Origin of the sequence: Rohdeia mirabilis (genome assembly GCA_007750655.1) — a bacterium.
GTDB lineage: Bacteria > Planctomycetota > UBA1135 > UBA1135.
On record CP036290.1, the window covers coordinates 4139073 to 4157383 of the forward strand.

General features: G+C 70.0%; 14 protein-coding genes. 6 read left to right on the plus strand and 8 right to left on the minus strand.

Annotation, left to right across the window (positions count from 1 at the left end; genetic code table 11):
* Nucleotides 1–11: 11 nt before the first annotated feature.
* Together Pla163_RS15355 and Pla163_RS15360 are read left to right on the plus strand one after the other, a co-directional pair.
* Entirely contained in the window at nt 12–380 is a 369-nt protein-coding gene (locus tag Pla163_RS15355; protein WP_145190433.1) for a peroxiredoxin family protein, read from the plus strand.
* Nucleotides 381–796: 416 nt separating this feature from the next.
* Nucleotides 797–2776, plus strand: coding sequence for a trypsin-like serine peptidase (locus Pla163_RS15360; protein WP_145190436.1), 1980 nt, complete (start codon nt 797–799; stop codon nt 2774–2776).
* 128 nt (nt 2777–2904) lie between these two features.
* Here the strand turns inward: Pla163_RS15360 and Pla163_RS15365 are convergent, their stop codons facing one another.
* The 3 genes from Pla163_RS15365 to Pla163_RS15375 all read right to left on the minus strand — a co-directional run bounded on the left by Pla163_RS15365 (nt 2905) and on the right by Pla163_RS15375 (nt 6288).
* Nucleotides 2905–4452 (minus strand): hypothetical protein, encoded by a 1548-nt coding sequence (locus Pla163_RS15365; RefSeq protein WP_145190440.1) that lies wholly within the window; start codon nt 4450–4452, stop codon nt 2905–2907.
* Between the two features lie 88 nt (nt 4453–4540).
* Nucleotides 4541–5515, minus strand: a complete 975-nt coding sequence (locus Pla163_RS15370) for a fasciclin domain-containing protein (protein WP_145190443.1) — start codon at nt 5513–5515, stop codon at nt 4541–4543.
* 386 nt (nt 5516–5901) lie between these two features.
* Nucleotides 5902–6288: a PilZ domain-containing protein gene (locus tag Pla163_RS15375; protein ID WP_145190446.1), complete on the minus strand. Its 387-nt coding sequence runs from the start codon at nt 6286–6288 to the stop codon at nt 5902–5904.
* A 179-nt stretch (nt 6289–6467) separates the two neighbouring features.
* Between Pla163_RS15375 and Pla163_RS15380 the strand changes: the two genes are divergently transcribed.
* The 4 genes from Pla163_RS15380 to Pla163_RS15395 all read left to right on the plus strand — a co-directional run bounded on the left by Pla163_RS15380 (nt 6468) and on the right by Pla163_RS15395 (nt 13791).
* Nucleotides 6468–7484, plus strand: a complete 1017-nt coding sequence (locus tag Pla163_RS15380) for an ArsR/SmtB family transcription factor (RefSeq protein WP_145190449.1) — start codon at nt 6468–6470, stop codon at nt 7482–7484.
* 14 nt (nt 7485–7498) lie between these two features.
* Nucleotides 7499–11212: a methionine synthase gene (metH, locus tag Pla163_RS15385; RefSeq protein WP_145190453.1), complete on the plus strand. Its 3714-nt coding sequence runs from the start codon at nt 7499–7501 to the stop codon at nt 11210–11212.
* Between the two features lie 83 nt (nt 11213–11295).
* On the plus strand, nt 11296–12366 hold the full coding sequence (locus Pla163_RS15390; RefSeq protein ID WP_145190457.1) for a hypothetical protein: 1071 nt from the start codon (nt 11296–11298) through the stop codon (nt 12364–12366).
* A 9-nt stretch (nt 12367–12375) separates the two neighbouring features.
* Nucleotides 12376–13791, plus strand: coding sequence for an MBOAT family O-acyltransferase (locus Pla163_RS15395; protein WP_145190460.1), 1416 nt, complete (start codon nt 12376–12378; stop codon nt 13789–13791).
* Here Pla163_RS15395 and Pla163_RS15400 read toward each other — a convergent pair.
* The 5 genes from Pla163_RS15400 to Pla163_RS15420 form a co-directional block, all read right to left on the minus strand.
* Nucleotides 13776–14501, minus strand: coding sequence for an isopentenyl-diphosphate Delta-isomerase (locus Pla163_RS15400; RefSeq protein WP_145190463.1), 726 nt, complete (start codon nt 14499–14501; stop codon nt 13776–13778). The two genes, Pla163_RS15395 and Pla163_RS15400, sit on opposite strands and share 16 nt — an antisense overlap.
* Before the next feature lie 124 nt (nt 14502–14625).
* Complete coding sequence (locus Pla163_RS15405; RefSeq protein WP_145190466.1) at nt 14626–14841, minus strand: hypothetical protein; 216 nt, start codon at nt 14839–14841, stop codon at nt 14626–14628.
* Between the two features lie 72 nt (nt 14842–14913).
* The gene (locus Pla163_RS15410) at nt 14914–15618 is read right to left on the minus strand and encodes a 3-keto-disaccharide hydrolase (protein ID WP_145190469.1); all 705 of its coding nucleotides are present in this window, start codon (nt 15616–15618) and stop codon (nt 14914–14916) included.
* 13 nt (nt 15619–15631) lie between these two features.
* Nucleotides 15632–16951 (minus strand): MFS transporter, encoded by a 1320-nt coding sequence (locus tag Pla163_RS15415; protein WP_145190472.1) that lies wholly within the window; start codon nt 16949–16951, stop codon nt 15632–15634.
* A gap of 77 nt (nt 16952–17028) precedes the next feature.
* Nucleotides 17029–18072 (minus strand): sugar phosphate isomerase/epimerase family protein, encoded by a 1044-nt coding sequence (locus tag Pla163_RS15420; protein WP_145190475.1) that lies wholly within the window; start codon nt 18070–18072, stop codon nt 17029–17031.
* Between the last annotated feature and the right edge of the window lie 239 nt (nt 18073–18311).

Below are 18311 nucleotides of genomic sequence, written 5' to 3' on the forward strand. Positions count from 1 at the left end.
GCGTGGGCGAGATGCCCGCGCAGAAGCTGCTCGTCGAGCGGCACCGAGACGATCCCTTCCAACTCATCGGCATCAACGAGGGCGACGACGCCGAGGCCTTCCGCGAGGGCATGCGTGAGCACGGCCTGACCTGGTTGATCGGCTGGCAGGGGCACCAGTCCGGCCCCGGCGCGAACAGCGCGATCACCAAGCTCTACCGCGTCCAGTACTTCCCGACCGTGTACGTGATCGATGCCGAGGGCGTCATCCGACACAAGGACCTGCGCGGCGCGGCCCTCGACCGGGCCGTCGAGAAGCTCCTGGCCGAGATGGCCGAGGGGGCCGAGAACGACGCCGAGGACGAACCCGACTCCCAGGACGAGACGCCTCCCGGTCCCTGAACCGGCGCCGCGGGCACTGGCCCCGAAGCGACGGGCCCCGCTCCCCGCTCGACCGCATCGGTCGCTGCGCCGGAGCGGGGCCCGCGCCCGTTCTCGGGGCCCCGGAGCCAACTTCGAAGCCACCGCCGGCCCGACGCGACCGGCCTCGACGGGCCGTCCTCGCCCCTGGGCGGGCCAGCACCAAGATTGGTCCCGGCTGGGACGAACCGGGTCGGAACCCGATGGGCCGACGCTCCGTCGCATGAACGCGGAGCCGCCTGGGCGTGCTCCTCGGGCTAGTCTCGGATGGTGGGATCGATCGATCTCCCGCCCCGATCGACGCGCCCCTCAACTCTCCCCGAACCCGCCTCCCGATCCGACCAGGTCGGGCCCGCGGCTCCAGACCCCCCCGCGTCACCACACCAGCCATCTCGTCCATGCAGAGCCCGAACATCGCACGCGCCGCCATCACCCTGGCGGCCGGAGCACTCCTCGCTGGAACCGCCAGCGCCCAGATCCGATCGGACGAGGTCCCCGCCGCCGTCATGGCCGGGCTCGATCCGAAGTTCGTCCCGGTCAGCTTCATCGAGCCCCCGGACGTCGAGCGCTACAAGGCCGAGGACCTGGCCAACGGCTACCGCCCGCTGCGGTACGGCGCGCTCATGCCGACCGACATCGGAACCGACGATCAGAACGGCGGCGTGTGGGACATCCTCCCGGACGGCACGCGCGTCTGGCGCTTCAAGATCCACAGCCCGGGCGCCTTCACGATCGGCCTCGAGTTCGACGACTTCAAGATCCCGTCGGGTGCCTACTGCACCATGTACGACGAGGACATGCGCACCTTCTACGGCGCGTACGGAGCGGTGAACAACCAGCCCAACGAAGAGATCCTCTTCGAGCCGTTCCCCGGCGACAACGTCGTCTTCGAGTACGTCCAGCCCGCCGGTGTGCGCGGTGAGCCGCTGCTCAACCTCGGCACGGTCATCTACGACTACCGGGACGTCGACAACATCCAGATCGACCAGCTCTTCGCGGCCGCCGGCCTGGCGCCCGCGCCCGGCAGTTGCGACTTCATCGACGTGAACTGCCCGCAGGGCGACCCCTGGGAACTGCAGAAGCGCGCGGTCGTCCGCACGCTCTCCGGCGGGGCTCTGTGCTCCGGCGCCCTGCTCAACAACACGAGCAACGACGGCACGGCCTACGTCCTGACGGCCGACCACTGCGGCCAGGACGCGAACACGAGCTTCCGCTTCAACTACCAGCGCTCGGGCTGCGGTTCCGGCTCGTCCCCGACGAACCAGAACATGTCGGGCTGCACGGTGTTGACGTCCACGTCGACGTACGACTCGCGCCTGCTGTTGATCAACAACACGATCCCCACGAACTACAACCCGTTCTTCGCGGGCTGGACGCGCTCGAGCACCAACCCGTCACTGGCCTTCTCGATCACCCACCCCAGCGGCGGTCCCAAGAAGATCTCGATCGACGGAAACGGCGCGAGCAAGGGCTCGATCAGCGTGCCGAACTCGGCCTGGTTCGTCGACTGGTCGGAAGGCTGGATCGAGGGCGGTAGCTCCGGCGGACCGCTCTTCGACCAGAACGGCCGCGTCCGCGGTCCGGCCTGCTGTGTGAACGAGTTCGTCTGCGCCACGCAGACGGCTTGGTACGGCCGCTTCGACCGCTTCTACACCAACAACAACCTCGGTCAGTGGCTCGATCCGGCGAACAGCAACCAGACGTCGATCGACGGCTTCGATCCCAACGCTCCCACGGGTGGCGGCGGCAACGTGGTCATCAACTCCGCGACCCCGTCGATCCTGCAGGCCGTCCGTCCGGACGCCCCGACGCAGATCACCCTGTCGGGATCGGGCTTCGCGGGAACGACGGGTATCGAGGTCGACGGCACCCCGCTGGTCAGCTTCGCCTACTCGGTCGTGAACGACACGACGATCACGCTGTCCTACGAGCACGTCTCGTCCCTCGGTCCGATCGACATCGAGGTCTTCGACGCAGCCGGATCCGACACGACGTCCATCCTGATGGTGCCGAACACGTCGCTCGAGCTGGAGCTGGTCGGTTCCGACCCGAGCTTCATCATCCAGGCCACGGGCGTGCGCGCCTACGTCGGAGCGCCGTTGACGCACTACTGCTGGTTGACGCTCTCGCTCAGCAACACGGCGTCGGTCCTCCCCGGGCTCGTCAACCTCGGTCTCGGCAACAACTTCTTCGAGCTCTACGTGCTCTGGGAAGGCGGCGTCAACCCGGCGAAGGGCTACCGCTTCTTCAACTCGGGCGCGCTGAGCGGCTACCCGATCGGCACGAAGCTCTACCTGCAGGCCGTCAGCTACAACACCGCGCTGCCGTCGTTCCCGCTGAACGTGAGCAACCTCGAGACCGGAACGCTGCTGTTCTAGTCGAGTCACGACCGCGCGAGCGCGATCGACCGTCGCGCCCTCGAACGCCCCGGAACCACGCGGTTCCGGGGCGTTCTTCGTTCAGCCGAGCTCGCTCGAGCGTCGGCGCGCGAACGATCGGTGCACGTTCAACGCTGCGCCGGACGCAGTTCGAACAGGAGCGGCACGCCGCCGCCGCCGAGACGCTCGAAGGGAGGACCCGGCGGCGCGGCGATCGGAAGGAGCACGACGTCGGGCCGCTCGAAGAGATCGGTGGCCCACCGCTGCCAGGCGGCACGTTCGTGCAGGGCCGAGCCGGCGCCGAGGATGTCGGCGTCCAGGTACACCGCCCCGCTGCCGAGCGCCGTGACCAGTGCGGCCTCGTAGTCGGCCTTCAACGTCGCGTCCCAACGGCTGCGCGGCGTGAACTCGAACTGCTGACTCCACTGCAGTCCGTCCAGACCGTCGCTGGCGAGCGGGAGCGCCGAGAGCCGCACCATGTCGGCCGTGAAGACGGTGCAGGGTTGCTCGACGACGGCCAGGACGGCGCGCGACCACGTGCGCGCATCCGGACGCCGCGCATGGTCGGCGAGGTCGTTCCAGCCCAGGGCGAGTTGCAGCGGCAGCACGAGCCACGGCGCGAGACGCAGCGCGCGACCCCCGTTCGTCGCGGCGGCCGCGGCTCCGACGACGAACCAAGGGGCGAGGCTGACGAAGTAGCCACCTCGCTCGCGCAGCCCGGCCTGGGACACGACGAGCACGTAGACCACCGCCACGGCGACGAGCGCCTGCCGCAGTCGACCGCGCGTCGTGACGCACGCCAACGCGCCCGCCAACCACAGGAAGCCGCCCTGCCCCAGCCCTTCCGCGGCGAGGAAGCGCAGGACGTCCGTCGGCCCGAACCAGCCGAAGATCGACTTGAAGTGCAGGAAGGTGTGCTCGTACAGCCCGAGGTAGTAGACGGGCCGCAGGAGTCCACCGGGCACGGGCGCGCTCGGTTCGAGTCCGCGGAAGTACGCGAAGCAGCCGAGCGCGACGGCGACGCCGAGCACCACGAGTCCCGCGCCGCCGATCACGAGGCGCCGCCGCCCCACCGCACCGTTCCCGTCCGTCGGCAGCGCGAGCAGGAACAGGCCCGGAAGGAGCAAGAGGTGCGACAGGTGCAGGATCAGAGCGACGCCCGCTGCCGCGAGGACCAACAGGTAGCGGCGGACGTCGCTCGTCGAACGGTGGGCGCGGACCGCGAGGAGGAGTGCGACGGCACTGCCGAGGAACTGGACCGCGTGGACCTCGACGACGCCCGAGAAGAACCACAAGGACGGCGACGCGAGCGCGACCACCACCCACCCGAGCGCCACGGACGGTCGCGCACGGAGCCCCGTCGCGACCCAGACCGTCGTGGCCGCCCCCGCCGCCAACGCGGCGCGCGACATGTGGATCAGGGCCGGCTCGTGCGCCATCCCGACGGCGTCCGCGACGGTGAGGGCGAGCCGTGCGAAGAGCGCGTAGCCCAGGTGGTAGACGCGCGGGTCGGCGCCGCTCGTGTCCGCCAACGCGGCGAGGATCCCAAGTCCGTCCCCCCACGGCCCGACGTCGGGCGCCACGGCGGCGAGCAGGAGAGCCGCCGCCAGTGCGAGACCCACCGCTGCGAGGCGTGCGCGGGTCGAGGTCGCGCCGGCGCTGGAGATGGCGTCCATGGCGAGGAACGGTAGCAAGAACGCGAGCGCGGGCTCACGGTCCGCATGGACCGGGAGCCCGCGCTCGTGCGGGACGTCGCTCCGACGCTCAGCCTTGGATCAGGCCGTCGACCACGTGGATCACGCCGTTGCGCGTCTCGAGGTCGCTGCGCATCACGCGGGCGTCGCCGAAGCTGAAGCCCTGCTTGCCGAAGCGCACCTCGACCGCCGAACCGTCCAGCGAGTTCATCGAGCCCGTGGAGAAGTCGCGCGCGTAGACGCGGCCGGCGAACATGTGGTGGCCGAGCGACTCGAGCACGTCGTCGATCAAGAGGCGCGGTTCGACCGCGTCGTCGAGCACGTCCCCGACGAGCTCGGAGTCGAGGTCGAAGTCGACGCCGTAGACCGCTTCGAACGCGCGGTCGGTCGGCGCCAGGAGCGTGAACGGACCGTCGGAATCGAGCAGTTGACCGACGCCGGAGCGGTCGACGATCGAGAGCAGGATGTCGAAGTCGCCCAGGCGCTCGAGCGTGGTGCGCAGGTCGTCGGTGGCCGGCACGAGCGGGCGATCGACGAAGTGGAGCAAGCCGTGCTCGAACTCGATGTCGGTCTCGAGCACCGTCGCGCTGCTGGCGCGTTCGCCGTTCGCACCGCGCGCGTAGACCTCGACCTCACCGCCCCAGTTGGAGACGAAGAGGCGCTGGCCCGACAGGGTCTCGAACGACGTGTCGGACGAGAGCATCTGCGAACCGATCCGGCCCGGCAGCACGTGGAACTCGAGGATCGTGCTCAGTTCGCTGGGACCGTAGGTCTGCAGCTTGCTGCCGAATCCCGCGAGGTCGCGGTCGCGCACCGCGATCAGCGTGTACTCGTCCCACGGGTCGGCACCGTCGAAGATGCCGGAGGAGAGCACGGCGCTGCCGAACGTTCCGAAGGAGCGCTCGGCGCGGCCCTCGCCTCCGAGCATCGTGGCCAGGCCGGGTGCGGCCTGCACGCCGACGGCGGTGGATGCGGTGTTCTGCTCGCGGGGGCTGGAGCAGGCGGCGAGAAGGACGACGGGCAGGGCGATCAGGGTCTTGTTCATGGTCGCGTGGGACTGGACGGGGCCCGAAGTGGGCGGCCGACCCGCCTCCCATCGACCGACGCCGCCCCGCCGCTCCAGTCCGCGCGCACGAAAGTGACGGGCCGTCCCCAGCCTCGACGTCGCCGCCGACGCCGGCCGTCGACGCACTTCGTGTCGACTCCTGTCGACGCTCCGCCGCGGGCCGAGCCGAACGAGAAACGGGAGAAGGTGCGACCGGCCTCGCCCCCCCTCCCGCGGACCCGAGGACGACGAGCGCCCGCAGGTTTTTCGATTCTTCTCGCGCCCTCTGGACGTGCAACGAGCACGCCCGGTTCCCCGGAGCGTGCTCGCTGGTGCGGACGCGGCCGCGCCCGTCCGAAGTGGCCGGCGCGAACCGACCCGGGGGCTCAGCGGCCGATGCGCGGGAGCTCGACGGGCGAGAGGAACTGGAACGAGGCCTCGTAGCGCCCTTCGGCGGCCACGGCGCAGCGCAGGCAGCGGGCGAACCGCGGCTCGATCTCGACCTCTTCGTTCTCGACGAGCACCGCCTGGAGCACGTCGCCCACCGGGCTGGGGGCGTCGAGCTCGGCGCGGAAACCACCGCGCGAGATGTCGAGCAGCGTGCCCCGGGCGATGAGCGGTCCGGCTCCGTTGGCCGCGGCCAGGAACAGGTCGTGGTCGGCGGCGGTGCGCTCGTGCTGGCGCAGGCGGGAGCCGGACAGACCCTTCAGGCCGGAGAGCGGCGTGGCGTAGAGGTCTTCGGTCTGTTGGGCGGATTCGGGCGTGGTGGCCATGGCGTGCTCGCGGTGGATCGGTGGATGGACCCGCGCTCCGGGTCTCGGCGGGGGCTATCGGCCGGGGCCCGGTCCCAGGTCGAGGCCCGTCTCGATCCCCGTGGCGCGCGGGACCGTCCGGGGGACCGCCGGGGCCCCGCGCCCGTTGACCGATCAAGAAAACCGGATACCCTGCTTGGATGGTTCCTGGCACCCTCGTCGACTCTTCGCGGCTCCTGAAGGCACTCGGCGACGAGACCCGCCTGCGCCTCCTCCACCTGTTGAGCGCGGAAGAGCTCTCCGGCACCGACCTGATCGAGATCCTGAACCTCGGACAGAGCCGGGTCTCGGCCCACCTGACCCTGCTCAAGGAGGTGGGACTGGTCGGCGACCGGCGGCTGGGGCGCAAGAGCATGTACACGGTCAAGCCGGGACCCGCGGCCGACCTCGCCGCCCGCGTCCTCGAGCGCCATCGCGACTGCTCCGAGTTCCAGGCCGACCTGGCGGGGCTCGAGTCCGTGCTCGAACGCCGCCGCCACCACGACCGCGCCTACTTCGACCGCATCGCCGCCGCCTTCGGCGAAGAGGCCCTGCCCGGGCGCACCTGGGAGGGACTCGCCCGCGCCGCGCTGATGCTGGTGCCGAGCCGGCGCTGCGTCGACCTCGGCATCGGCGACGGACTCCTGACGTTGATGCTCGCCGAGCGCGCGGAGTCGGTCTGCGCCGTGGACCGGGACGACGAGATGCTCGGCCAGTTGGCGACGCGGGCCAAGCGCGCGGGCCTCGACAACATCGAGACCCTGCGCGCAGAGATCGAGGACCTGCCGCTGGAGACCGGGTCCTGCGACCTGGCGGTGTTCAGCCAGGCGCTGCACCACGCGAAGGAGCCGGTGAAGGCACTCGCCGAAGCGCGCCGCATCCTCGAGCCCGGCGGTCGGGTGCTGATCCTCGACCTGCTCGCCCACACCCAGACCTGGGTGCGCGAGCGCCTCGGCGACGTTCACCTTGGATTCACGGAAGCCGCACTGCGCGACCATCTCGAGGCGGCAGGCTTCCAGGACATTGCAATCGTGCGCGCGGCCCGCGATCCCCACCCCCCCCACTTCATGACGCTGGTCGCCGTCGGGAGCGTCGCGACGCTCGCCGACCACGAAGACCGCGGCGCGTCGGACCGGACCACCGCGGTGGATCTCGCGTCCAGCTTCTCGAACCGATGACTCAGAGCCCCCCCATGGACGCCTCCCGCGTCGACAGCGGTCGCACCGCTGCGCCCGACACCGCTGCCCGACTCGATGCGCTCGTCCGCGAGCGCATCCTCGTCATCGACGGGGCGATGGGCACGATGATCCAGCGCCGCGAGCTCGACGAGAGCGACTTCCGCGGCACGCGCCTCGCGGACCACCCGTCGTCGCTCAAGGGCAACAACGAGTTGATCACGCTCACGCGCCCGGACGTCATCAAGGACATCCACCGCGCGTTCCTCGACGCGGGCGCCGACATCCTCGAGACGAACACGTTCGGTGCGACGCGCATCGCGCAGGCCGACTACGACACGCAGCACCTGGTCGTCGAGCTCAACCGCGAGTCGGCGCGGCTGGCGCGCGAGGTCGCGGACGAAGTCACGGCTCTGGACCCGACGCGCCCGCGCTTCGTCGCCGGCGCCCTGGGTCCGACGAACAAGACGCTCAGCCTCTCGCCCGACGTCAACGACCCCGGCTACCGCGCGGTCACGTGGGAAGAGGTCGTCGAGGCCTACGTCGAGCAGACGCACGCGCTGATCGAGGGCGGGGTCGACGTGCTGTTGATCGAGACGATCTTCGACACACTCAACTGCAAGGCCGCGATCTACGCCGTCGAGCGCGTGTTCGACGAGCTCGGGTACCGCATCCCGGTCATGATCTCGGTCACGATCACCGACGCGTCGGGGCGCACGCTGTCCGGTCAGACGCTGGACGCGTTCCTGCGCTCGATCGAGCACGCCGGCGCGTTCTCGGTCGGCATCAACTGCGCGCTCGGGGCGTCGGAGATGAAGCCCTACGTCAGCGAACTGTCGCGCGCGGCGGGCACCTGGGTCAGCTGCTACCCGAACGCCGGCCTGCCGAACGCCTTCGGTGAGTACGACGAGCGGCCCGAGACGACCGCCAGCCTCCTGCGCACGTTCGCGTCCGAAGGTTGGGTCAACATCGTCGGCGGCTGCTGCGGGACGACGCCCGACCACATCCGCGCGATCGCGGAAGCCACGCGCGACGTCACGCCGCGCGCGCTGCCCGAGCGCGATCTCTCGGTCACGCACTTCTCCGGCCTCGAGACCCTTCCGATCCGCGAGGACTCGAACTTCCAGATGATCGGTGAGCGGACGAACGTCACCGGCTCGAAGAAGTTCCGCCGCCTGATCGAGAAGGGCGAGTTCGACGCGGCGCTCGACGTGGCGCTGGAACAGGTGCGCGGCGGCGCGAACATCCTCGACGTCAACATGGACGAAGGGATGCTCGACTCGGAGGCCTGCATGGCGCGCTTCCTGAACCTCGTGGCCGCCGAGCCCGAGATCGCGCGCATCCCGATCATGATCGACAGTTCGAAGTGGAGCGTCATCGTGGCCGGCCTCAAGTGCGTGCAGGGCAAGGGCATCGTCAACTCCATCTCGCTCAAGGAGGGCGAGGCCGACTTCATCGCCAAGGCGAAGGAGATCAAGCGCTACGGCGCCGGCGTGGTCGTCATGGCCTTCGACGAGACCGGTCAGGCCGACTCGGTCGAGCGCAAGGTCGAGATCTGCCAGCGCGCCTACAAGATCCTGCGCGAGGTCGTCGACTTCCCCGCCAACGACATCGTCTTCGACCCGAACATCCTCGCGATCGCCACCGGCATCGAGGAGCACTCCTCCTACGGCAAGGCGTTCATCGACGCCACGCGCGAGATCCGCGCCACCTGTCCGGGCGTGCACGTCTCGGGCGGCGTCTCCAACCTGTCGTTCTCGTTCCGCGGCAACGACGTGGTGCGCGAGGCCATGCACTCGGCCTTCCTGTTCCACGCGCGCCAGGCGGGCATGGACATGGGGATCGTCAACGCCGGCCAGCTGGTGGTGTACGACGACATTCCGGCCGCACTGCTCGAACTGGTCGAGGACGTGATCTTCGACCGCCGCGAGGACGCCACCGAACGCCTGGTCGAGCACGCGGAGACCGTGCGCGGCAAGGGCACGAAGCGCGAGATCGACCTCACCTGGCGCGCGGGTTCGGTGCAGGAGCGCCTGGTCCACGCGCTGATCCACGGCGTCGTCGACTTCATCGAGGAGGACACCGAGGAGGCGCGCCAGGAGTACGCGCGACCGCTGGAAGTGATCGAAGGTCCGCTGATGGACGGCATGCGCGTCGTCGGCGACCTGTTCGGCTCGGGCAAGATGTTCCTGCCTCAGGTCGTGAAGAGCGCGCGCGCGATGAAGCGCTCGGTCGCCTACCTCGAGCCCTACATGGACGCCGATCGCCAGGAGGGCGACAGCACGTCCCAGGGCAAGATCGTCATGGCCACGGTCAAGGGCGACGTGCACGACATCGGCAAGAACATCGTCGGCGTGGTGCTCGGCTGCAACAGCTACGACGTCGTCGACCTGGGCGTGATGGTGCCGATGGACACGATCCTCGACACGGCCCAGCGCGAGGGCGCGGACGTGATCGGGCTCTCGGGCCTCATCACGCCGTCGCTCGACGAGATGGTCCAGGTCGCGGCCGAGATGCAGCGCCGCGGGATGACGACGCCGCTGTTGATCGGTGGCGCCACGACCTCCAAACAGCACACCGCCGTCAAGATCGCGCCGAAGTACGCGCAGGGCGTCGTGCACGTCCACGACGCGTCGCGCGCGGTCGGCGTCGTCTCGTCGCTGCTCGACCAGAAGGGCGTCGGCGACTTCCTCGGCAACGTCCTCTCCGAACAGGACACGCTGCGCGAGCAGTACGCGGGACGCACGCAGCGCCAGCTCCTGGGCCTGCCCGAAGCGCGCCGCAACGCGCCGAAGATCGAATGGACCGCGGACTCGGTCTCGCGCCCGTCGTTCACCGGCGTCCGGCGCGTCGAGGACGTGACCGTCTCCGACCTGTTGCCGTACATCGACTGGACGTTCTTCTTCTCCACCTGGGAGATGAAGATGCGCTTCCCGAAGATCCTCGACGATCCGCAGCTCGGCCCCGCCGCGCGCGAGCTGTACGAGCACGCGACGGCCATGCTCGAGCGGATCGAGCGCGAAGGACTGCTGAAGATCCGCGGCGCGCACGGTTTCTGGCCGGCGAACTCGGTCGGTGACGACGTGGTCCTGTTCGAGGACGAGGAGCGGACGCGCGAGCTCGTGCGCTTCCCCATGCTGCGCCAACAGAACCAGCACACGGACGGGCGGCCGAACGTGTCGCTGGCCGACTGGGTCGCGCCGCGCGAGTCGGGTCTCGAGGACTGGGTCGGCGGCTTCTGCGTCACGGCCGGTCTCGGCGCGGACGAGCTGGCCCGCGAGTTCGAACGCGCGCACGACGACTACAACTCGATCATGGTCAAGGCGCTCGCCGACCGCCTGGCCGAAGCCTTCGCCGAGTTCCTGCACGCGCGCACCCGCGCCGAGTGGGGCCACCCGGACGCCGAAGGCACCTCGTACGAGGACCTGATGCGCGAACGCTTCCGCGGCATCCGCCCGGCGTTCGGCTATCCGGCCTGCCCGGACCACCGCCCGAAGACGGACCTGTTCCGCATCCTCGGCGCCGAGGACCTGGGCCTGCGCCTGACGGAGAACCTGGCGATGTGGCCGGCGGCGAGCGTCAGCGGCCTGTACGTCGCGCATCCCGCAGCGCGCTACTTCAACGTCGGCAAGCTGCAGCGCGACCAGGTCGCCGACTACACCCGGCGGATCGGCGGGACCGAGGCGGACACCGAGCGCTGGCTCGCGTCGAACCTCGGCTACGAGGCCTGATCGCAAGGACCTCGGGGCGCGCCGACCGGCGGAGCGCCCCGGGGAGATCACCCGTTCGCGGAGGTAGACTCGGGGACAAGCCCATGTCGTCCCCCTCCCCCCGCTCGGCCGTCGCGTCGACCCTGCGCGTCACGCTCGCCTTCGTGGCCACCGCACTCGCGATCGGGTTCGGTCTGCCCTGGCCCAGTGACGCGGCCGTCGGCCCCAAGATCGACGCGATCGCGAGCGACGAGCGCGGCTTCGACATCCTGCTGGTCGGTCCGAGCGGCATCTACCGCGGCATCGACCCGGCCATCGTCGACGCGATCCTGGCCGAGCGCGGGCACGACCTGCGCTGCTACAACGCGTCGGCGCCGGGGATGGTGGACTGGGAAGCGGACTTCGTGCTGCGCACCGCGGTCGAGGCGGCCGGCGATCGACTCGCGTGGGTCGTGGTCGAACCGAACCCCTGGGACCCCGACACCAAGAACGCGAACACGGCGAGCTACCGCTACCTGTTCTGGCACACGCTCGGGCAGAGCGCCGCGGTCGTCCGAGCCGCGCTCGACCTCGACCGCCCACGGGACGAACGGGTCGAGATCGCCGCCACGCACGCCCGTCTCGCCGCTCGGCGTCTCAGCGGCTACGGAACGGGCAAAGAGTTCCTGCGGCGCGCGCTGGGCCTCGACTCGCTGCCGCCCGAGAAGGTGGCCTCGGCGCGAGCCGGCGGCTACCTCGCCCTCGAGGACGACACGGACCCGAAGATCGTCAAACGCGGCGCGACGTTCCGCGGCGACAAGGTCACCGAGTACGAGCAACAGGTCACGAGACTCCTGCGTTCCTGGCGCACCGGCGCGACACCGCGCGACGGGATCCTCGACGACTACGACCTCGCCTCGCACCGGCGCCAGGTGGACTGGCTGGAAGCGCGCGGACTGACCGTCGTGCACGCGGTTCCGCCCTACTCGGGCCGCGACCTGCGGTGGGAAGCGCTTCTCGAACTGGGCGAGATCCGCCACCTGCTCTCGTTCAACGACCCGACGCGCTTCCCCGGTCTGTACGTGACCCAGAAGCGCTTCGACCGCCAGCACCTGACGCGCGCGGGCGCGGCCGACTTCAGCCGCGTGTTCGCCAACGAGTTGGCCGACCTGATCGAAGCCAGCGAACGCGACTGAGCCGCGGCCATGTACTTCAACGAGCTGCGCTTCTTCGCGTTCTTCGCGATCGTCTTCGCGGTGCACTGGATCCTGCGGGGCCAGGGCGCGCGAAAGAACTGGCTGCTGCTCGTGTCCTACGTCTTCTACTCGGCGTGGGACTGGCGCTTCCTCGGCCTGATCGTGCTCTCGACGATCGTCGACTACGCCGCGGGCCTGGCGCTGGGGCGCGCGGACGCTCCACGGCGCACGCGACGTCTGTGGATGTTCGGCAGCCTGGTGGTGAACCTCGGCGTCCTGGGCCTGTTCAAGTACTTCGACTTCTTCGTCACCCAGGGCGCCGCGCTGATCGAGTCGCTCGGGTTCGAGGCGCACGTCGACACGCTGGGGTGGCTCCTGCCCGTCGGCATCAGCTTCTACACGTTCCAGACGCTCAGCTACACGATCGACGTCTACCGCGGGAACCTCGCGACCTGCCGCAATCCGCGCGATTTCGCGCTGTTCGTGGCCTTCTTCCCGCAGCTCGTCGCGGGTCCGATCGTGCGCGCCTCGGACTTCCTGCCGCAACTCACCGAACCGCGCCACTTCTGGACGCCGCAGTACCGCGCGTTGGCCTGGATGTTCCTGTTCGGCTACGTCAAGAAGGCCTGCGTGGCGGACAACCTCGCGCCCTTCGTCGATACGGTCTTCGGCGATCCCGCGGCGCACGGGCCGGCCGAGCTGTGGATGGGAGCGGCCGCCTACTACACGCAGATCTACTGCGACTTCTCGGGCTACAGCGACATGGCGATCGCGACCGCGGGGATGTTGGGCTACCGCCTGCCGCTGAACTTCGCGTTCCCGATGTTCGCGACGAGCGTCACGACCGGTTGGCGCCGCTGGCACATCAGCCTCAGCTCCTGGTTCCGCGACTACCTGTACATCCCGCTCGGCGGCAACCGCGGCGGCACGGTGCGCACGGCCGTCAACCTGTGCACCGTCTTCCTCCTGTGCGGCCTGTGGCACGGCGCCGCCTGGACGTTCGTCCTGTGGGGAGCGATCCACGGCGCGTTCCTGATCGCCGAGCGCGCCCTGCCGTTCACGGCCAAGCTCGAGCGCACGCCGCTGGGCGCCATCCACACCCAACTGGTGTTCATGCTGGCCTTCGTGGTGTTCCGCACGCCCGATCTCGAGGTCGCGGGTCGGTACTTCGAGGGCCTGCTCGGCGGGAGCGCGTCGGCCGCCGCGGCGACCGCTGCGAGCGACCCCGGCGCCGAACTGTGGCCCTGGGGCGCCTTCCTGCTCGTCTTCCTCGGCGGTCACTTCGTGGCCTACCGCCGCATCGGCTACGACTGGGCGGCGAAGCGCGCGGATTGGCTGCGCGACGTCGCGCTGGGCGTCGCGGCGGCGCTGGCGATCGCACTGACGGCGCCCGACTACCAGCCGTTCATCTACTTCCAGTTCTGAAGCACGGGCGCCACGCGCCACTCGCCCTTCGGAACCAGGTCGGCGATCACAGCGCGCAGGGCCGGACCGGCGCCGTCCGAGCGCAGGGCGGCCAGTGCTCCGTCGAAGGCCCGCGCGCGCTCGTGCCGCGCTCCGGAGAGCTCGCAGCGCAGCGCCTCGAGCGCCAACGCCAACCACGGACAGTGGTCGCGCCAGACCGCGGGCGACGCTTCGAGCAGGGACGCGAGACTCACGCGCCGCAGGCCACGGACCTCGCCGGGGTCGGGGACGAGCTCGTCGCCCGGTGCCAGCCGCGCCAGGTAGACGGCGCAGTACTCGTGCTCGGCGAAGGGCGCGTCCGCACCCGCCGCGGGATCGTCCACGCGGTAGTCGATCGCCGCCAGCGGAACGCCGGCCACCGACAGGCCCAGTTCCTCGCCCGAGCGGCGGTGCACGGCGTCCCCCATCGGTTCGCCCACGCCGGGGTGGCTGGCGAAGGTCCCGTCCCAGGCTCCGGGCCACAGGGGCTTGGTCGCACTGCGGCGCGCGAGGACGAGATGGTCGTCCGCGTCGAAGAGCAGCGCCGTGAACGCCAGGTGCTTGAGCCCGCGCCCGGTGTGGGCGTCGACGAGCGGCGCCTCACCCAGAGCGCGACCGTCGGCGTCGACCAGCACGACCGGCGGACGGGTTCCGTCGGGACCGGCCGCACCCTGCTTGCCTGTCTGCTTCATCGGGTGCTGCACGGGGAGCGTTTCGCAGGGCGGACGCCGCCCGATGCACCAGGGCGCGGCCCGTCCGAACCGCGCTGCACGACCGCGCCGGGTCCGACCGAGTCGGTTCCTACGGCGCCAACTCCTACAGCGACGAGTCGTCGGACGCGGCGCTCAGGATCGTTCCGACCGAGAGTCCGATGGCGGCGCCGGCGATCGTTCCGGCCGGCAGGAAGTAGGCGAAGTCGAAGCCGGCCATGCCGGAGAGGATGGCGCCGCCCACCAGCCCGTGGACCGCTCCGAGGAGGATCACGGGGGCGAGTTGACGGATGGGGACGATCGGGTCGTTGGAGTCGCTCATGGTCGGATGGGGCTGCCGGTCGTCGGCTCGGCCTCGGGCGGGCAGGATAGCGGTCGAAAGGCGGCTTTCGGTCTACAGACGGCGGATCTTGATGTTCTTGAACCAGACCGCGTCGCCGTGGTCCTGGAGAACGATGTGTCCCTCCCGGGCGAGTCCGTAGTCCGGCATCGTGCTGAACTTCGACTCGGCCACCCGCTGGAACCAGTCCGGCGAGCGCAGGGAGTAGGACACGATCTTCTGCCCGTTCAGCCAGTGCTCGACGTCGTTGCCCTTCACGACGAGGCGCGCGCGGTTGTAGGCCCCAGTGGTGTTGACGACCGAGCGGTCCGGCGCGTGCAACGCGTAGTTCGAACCAGCGCTGGTCAGCGGACTGCCGCCGTCGGGGTGCCGCTCGTCGTCGAGGATCTGGAACTCGGGGCCGGTCTCCCAGACGTAGTCGTGGTCCTCGGTGACGTGGAAGAAGATGCCGCTGTTGCCGCCGAGGCCGATCTTCCAGTCGATCGTGAGCTCGAAGTCGCCGTAGGTCTCGCGCGAGACCAGGTCGCCGGCCGGCTCGTCGAGGTGGATCGAGCCGTTCTCGACGACCCATCCGGCGGGTGCCGCGTCCTGTTTGAAACCGCGCCAGTGCTCGAGGCTCTCGCCGTCGAAGAGCAGTTCCCAGCCCTCGCTCGCCTCCTTCTCGGTGAGTTGGTTCTTGGGCAGGGTGCCGCAGCTCGCGAGCAGCAGCGGAAGCGAGGCGAGGAGTGCGGTCGGAACGGTCGTGCGGAGGAAGGACATGGGGAGGGAGGGTTCAGGAACCGGTGTCGGAAGGAACGCGTCGGGCGGGGTCGTGGGCGCCGGCGCGGTAGAAGACGAGAAGCAGCACGAGGCAGACCAGCGAGGCCCACATCGGGACGGAGAACAGACGCTCGTAGTCGGTGCCGCCACCTTCGAGCTTCGCCCATTCGGCCACGCGGCCGGCGATCATCGAACCGACGATGATGCCGATGCCGACGATCACGAGGTTGAACAGACTCTGGGCGCTGGCGCGCACGTCGCTCGACGTCTCTTCGTCGACGACCATGAAGGCCACGAAGATGAAGCAGCCGAAGCACAGCCCGTGCAGCGCGATGCCGAACATCACGAGCGGCGTGCGGACGGCTTCGGGCAGCGCGTCGGCGTGGGCGAAGATCGCCATGCGCAGGCCGTAGGCCAACAGTCCGACGGCCAGCAGCGCGCGCCGCGGCACCTTCTTGGCGACCACGGGGATCAGGGCCAGGACGGCGATCTCGCTCATCTGACCGATGGTCATCAGGCCGCCGCCGCCGACGCCGAACACCTTGTCGATCGTCTCGGCCGCGCCGCTCTGGAACTGCCCGAGGAAGCCCGCGGTGTGGACGAAGTAGAACTGGTGGATGCACGAGACCGGCACCGCGAGGAGGAACAGGACGAGCAGCGTGCGCGTGCGCCCGACCTCGCCGAGGGCCTCGAACGTGGCGTTCTTCTCCTCGCCGCGCGCGGGCGGCGTGTGCGGCAGCGTGAAGCAGAACAGACCCATCGCGATGCCGAGGATCGCCGAGAGCCTGAAGGCGTCGGCCATGCCCTCGTAGCGCGCGAGGTCGAGCGCATCGCCGGTGACACCCGCGGGACTGTGACGCATCAACAGCCACTGCCCGATGCCGATGCCGACCACGATCCAGCCCACCGTGCCCCACACGCGCACCTTGCCGAAGTCGCGGTCGCGATCGGGCAGGTGGTGGAACGCGATCGAGTTGGTCAGCGACAGCGTGGGCGAGTAGATGATCGAGTAGGCCAGCGAGAAACCGAGGATGCCCTCGTAGCTCTCGATGCTCGCCAACTGCCAGACCAACAGTCCGCCGAGCACGTGGCTGAGCGCCAGGAACTTCTCGGTCGCGAAGTAGCGGTCCGCGATCTGTCCGGCGATGAACGGCGCGACGATCGCCCCGACCGCGCCGACGGCGAAGACGTTGCCGATCTGCTCGCCGGTGAGTCCGCGCACGTTCTCGAGGAACGGCCACAGGAGCGGCAGCCAGGCCCCCCAGATGGCGTACTGCAGGAACATCATCGCCGACAGGCGCGGCTTCACGCCGGGAACAGCGGACTGGGTCATGGTCGTTCGGTCTGGGGGGAGTGCCGGCGCGATCGTGTGACGCACCTGGGGCGATGGACGGTGTCGCGCGCCGCGATCTACTCGCTGAACGCCGCGTCGAAGGCGATGTTCGAGCGCGCGAAGTCCAGTCCGCGCACGAAGCCGGCCGCTTCGGTGGCGCCGGCCTCGCGATCCATCATCGGATCCTCCCACTCGACGGTGAGCGGGCCCTCGTAGCCGATGTGGTTGAGCGTGCGGATGATCGACTCGAAGTCCACGCGACCGCGCCCGGGCGAACGGAAGTCCCAGAAGCGCTCGTCGGTTCCGAAGTCCGTGTGGCCGCCGAAGACGCCGATCGCCGACCCCGACTCGCTCCAGTGCACGTCCTTGACGTGGCAGTTGAAGATGCGCGGTCCGAACTCGCGCAGGAAACGCACGTAGTCGACGCCCTGGTAGGCGAGGTGGCTCGGGTCGTAGTTGAAGCCGAAGGCCGGGTGCCGATCGATCGCTTCGATGGCGCGCTTCGTCGTGGCGATGTCGAACGCGATCTCGGTCGGGTGGACCTCGAGCGCGAAGCCCACGTCGTGCGCCGCGAAGTCGTCGAGGATCGGCTTCCAACGGGTGGCGAAGTCGGTGAAGCCCGCGTCGAGCATCGCCCGCGTGACCGGCGGGAACGAGTACAGAAGGTGCCAGATCGACGAGCCGGTGAAGCCGTTCACCACGGCGCGGCCGCGGCTTTCGAGCTCGGCCTTCACACCGTGCGGCGCCGCGTCGAAGAAGCGCCGCGCCGCGCGTCCGGTGGCGATCATCTCCTGGGCCGCCCGCTCGCGCACGCCTTCGGGATCGCCGTCGCCCCACACGTGCTCGGGCAGGATCGTGCGGTGGCGTTCGTCGATCCGGTCGCACACCGCCTGTCCCACCAGGTGCGCCGACACCGCGTGGCAGGTCAGCCCGCGCTCGGTCAGGACCTCCCAGAGGCGCGCCGAGTAGTCGTCCTCGGCCAGCGCGCGCCGCACGTCGAAGTGGTCGCCCCAACAGGCCAGCTCGAGACCGTCGTAGCCGAACGAGACGGCCTTGTCGGCGAGCTCCTCGAGCGGGAGATCGGCCCACTGGCCGGTGAAGAGGCAGACGGGTCGGGACATGCGGGATGCGGCTCGGAGCGGCGGAAGGGCGCTTTGGGGGGGACCCGGCGGCGGGGGGTGCCGGCGTCGGGGAGCCCGGGCGGCGCAGTCTAGCCCTCCGGGCCGGTCGGGCGGCCTCCCGCCGCGCACCGGTGCGGCGCCGGGCCGCCCTCTTCCGACCCTCGGCGACCCGTCGGTGCCCGGGTCCAGCGGCGCGCCGTCCGGCCCTCGCACCCGGATGGGCGCCAAATGTTCACCAA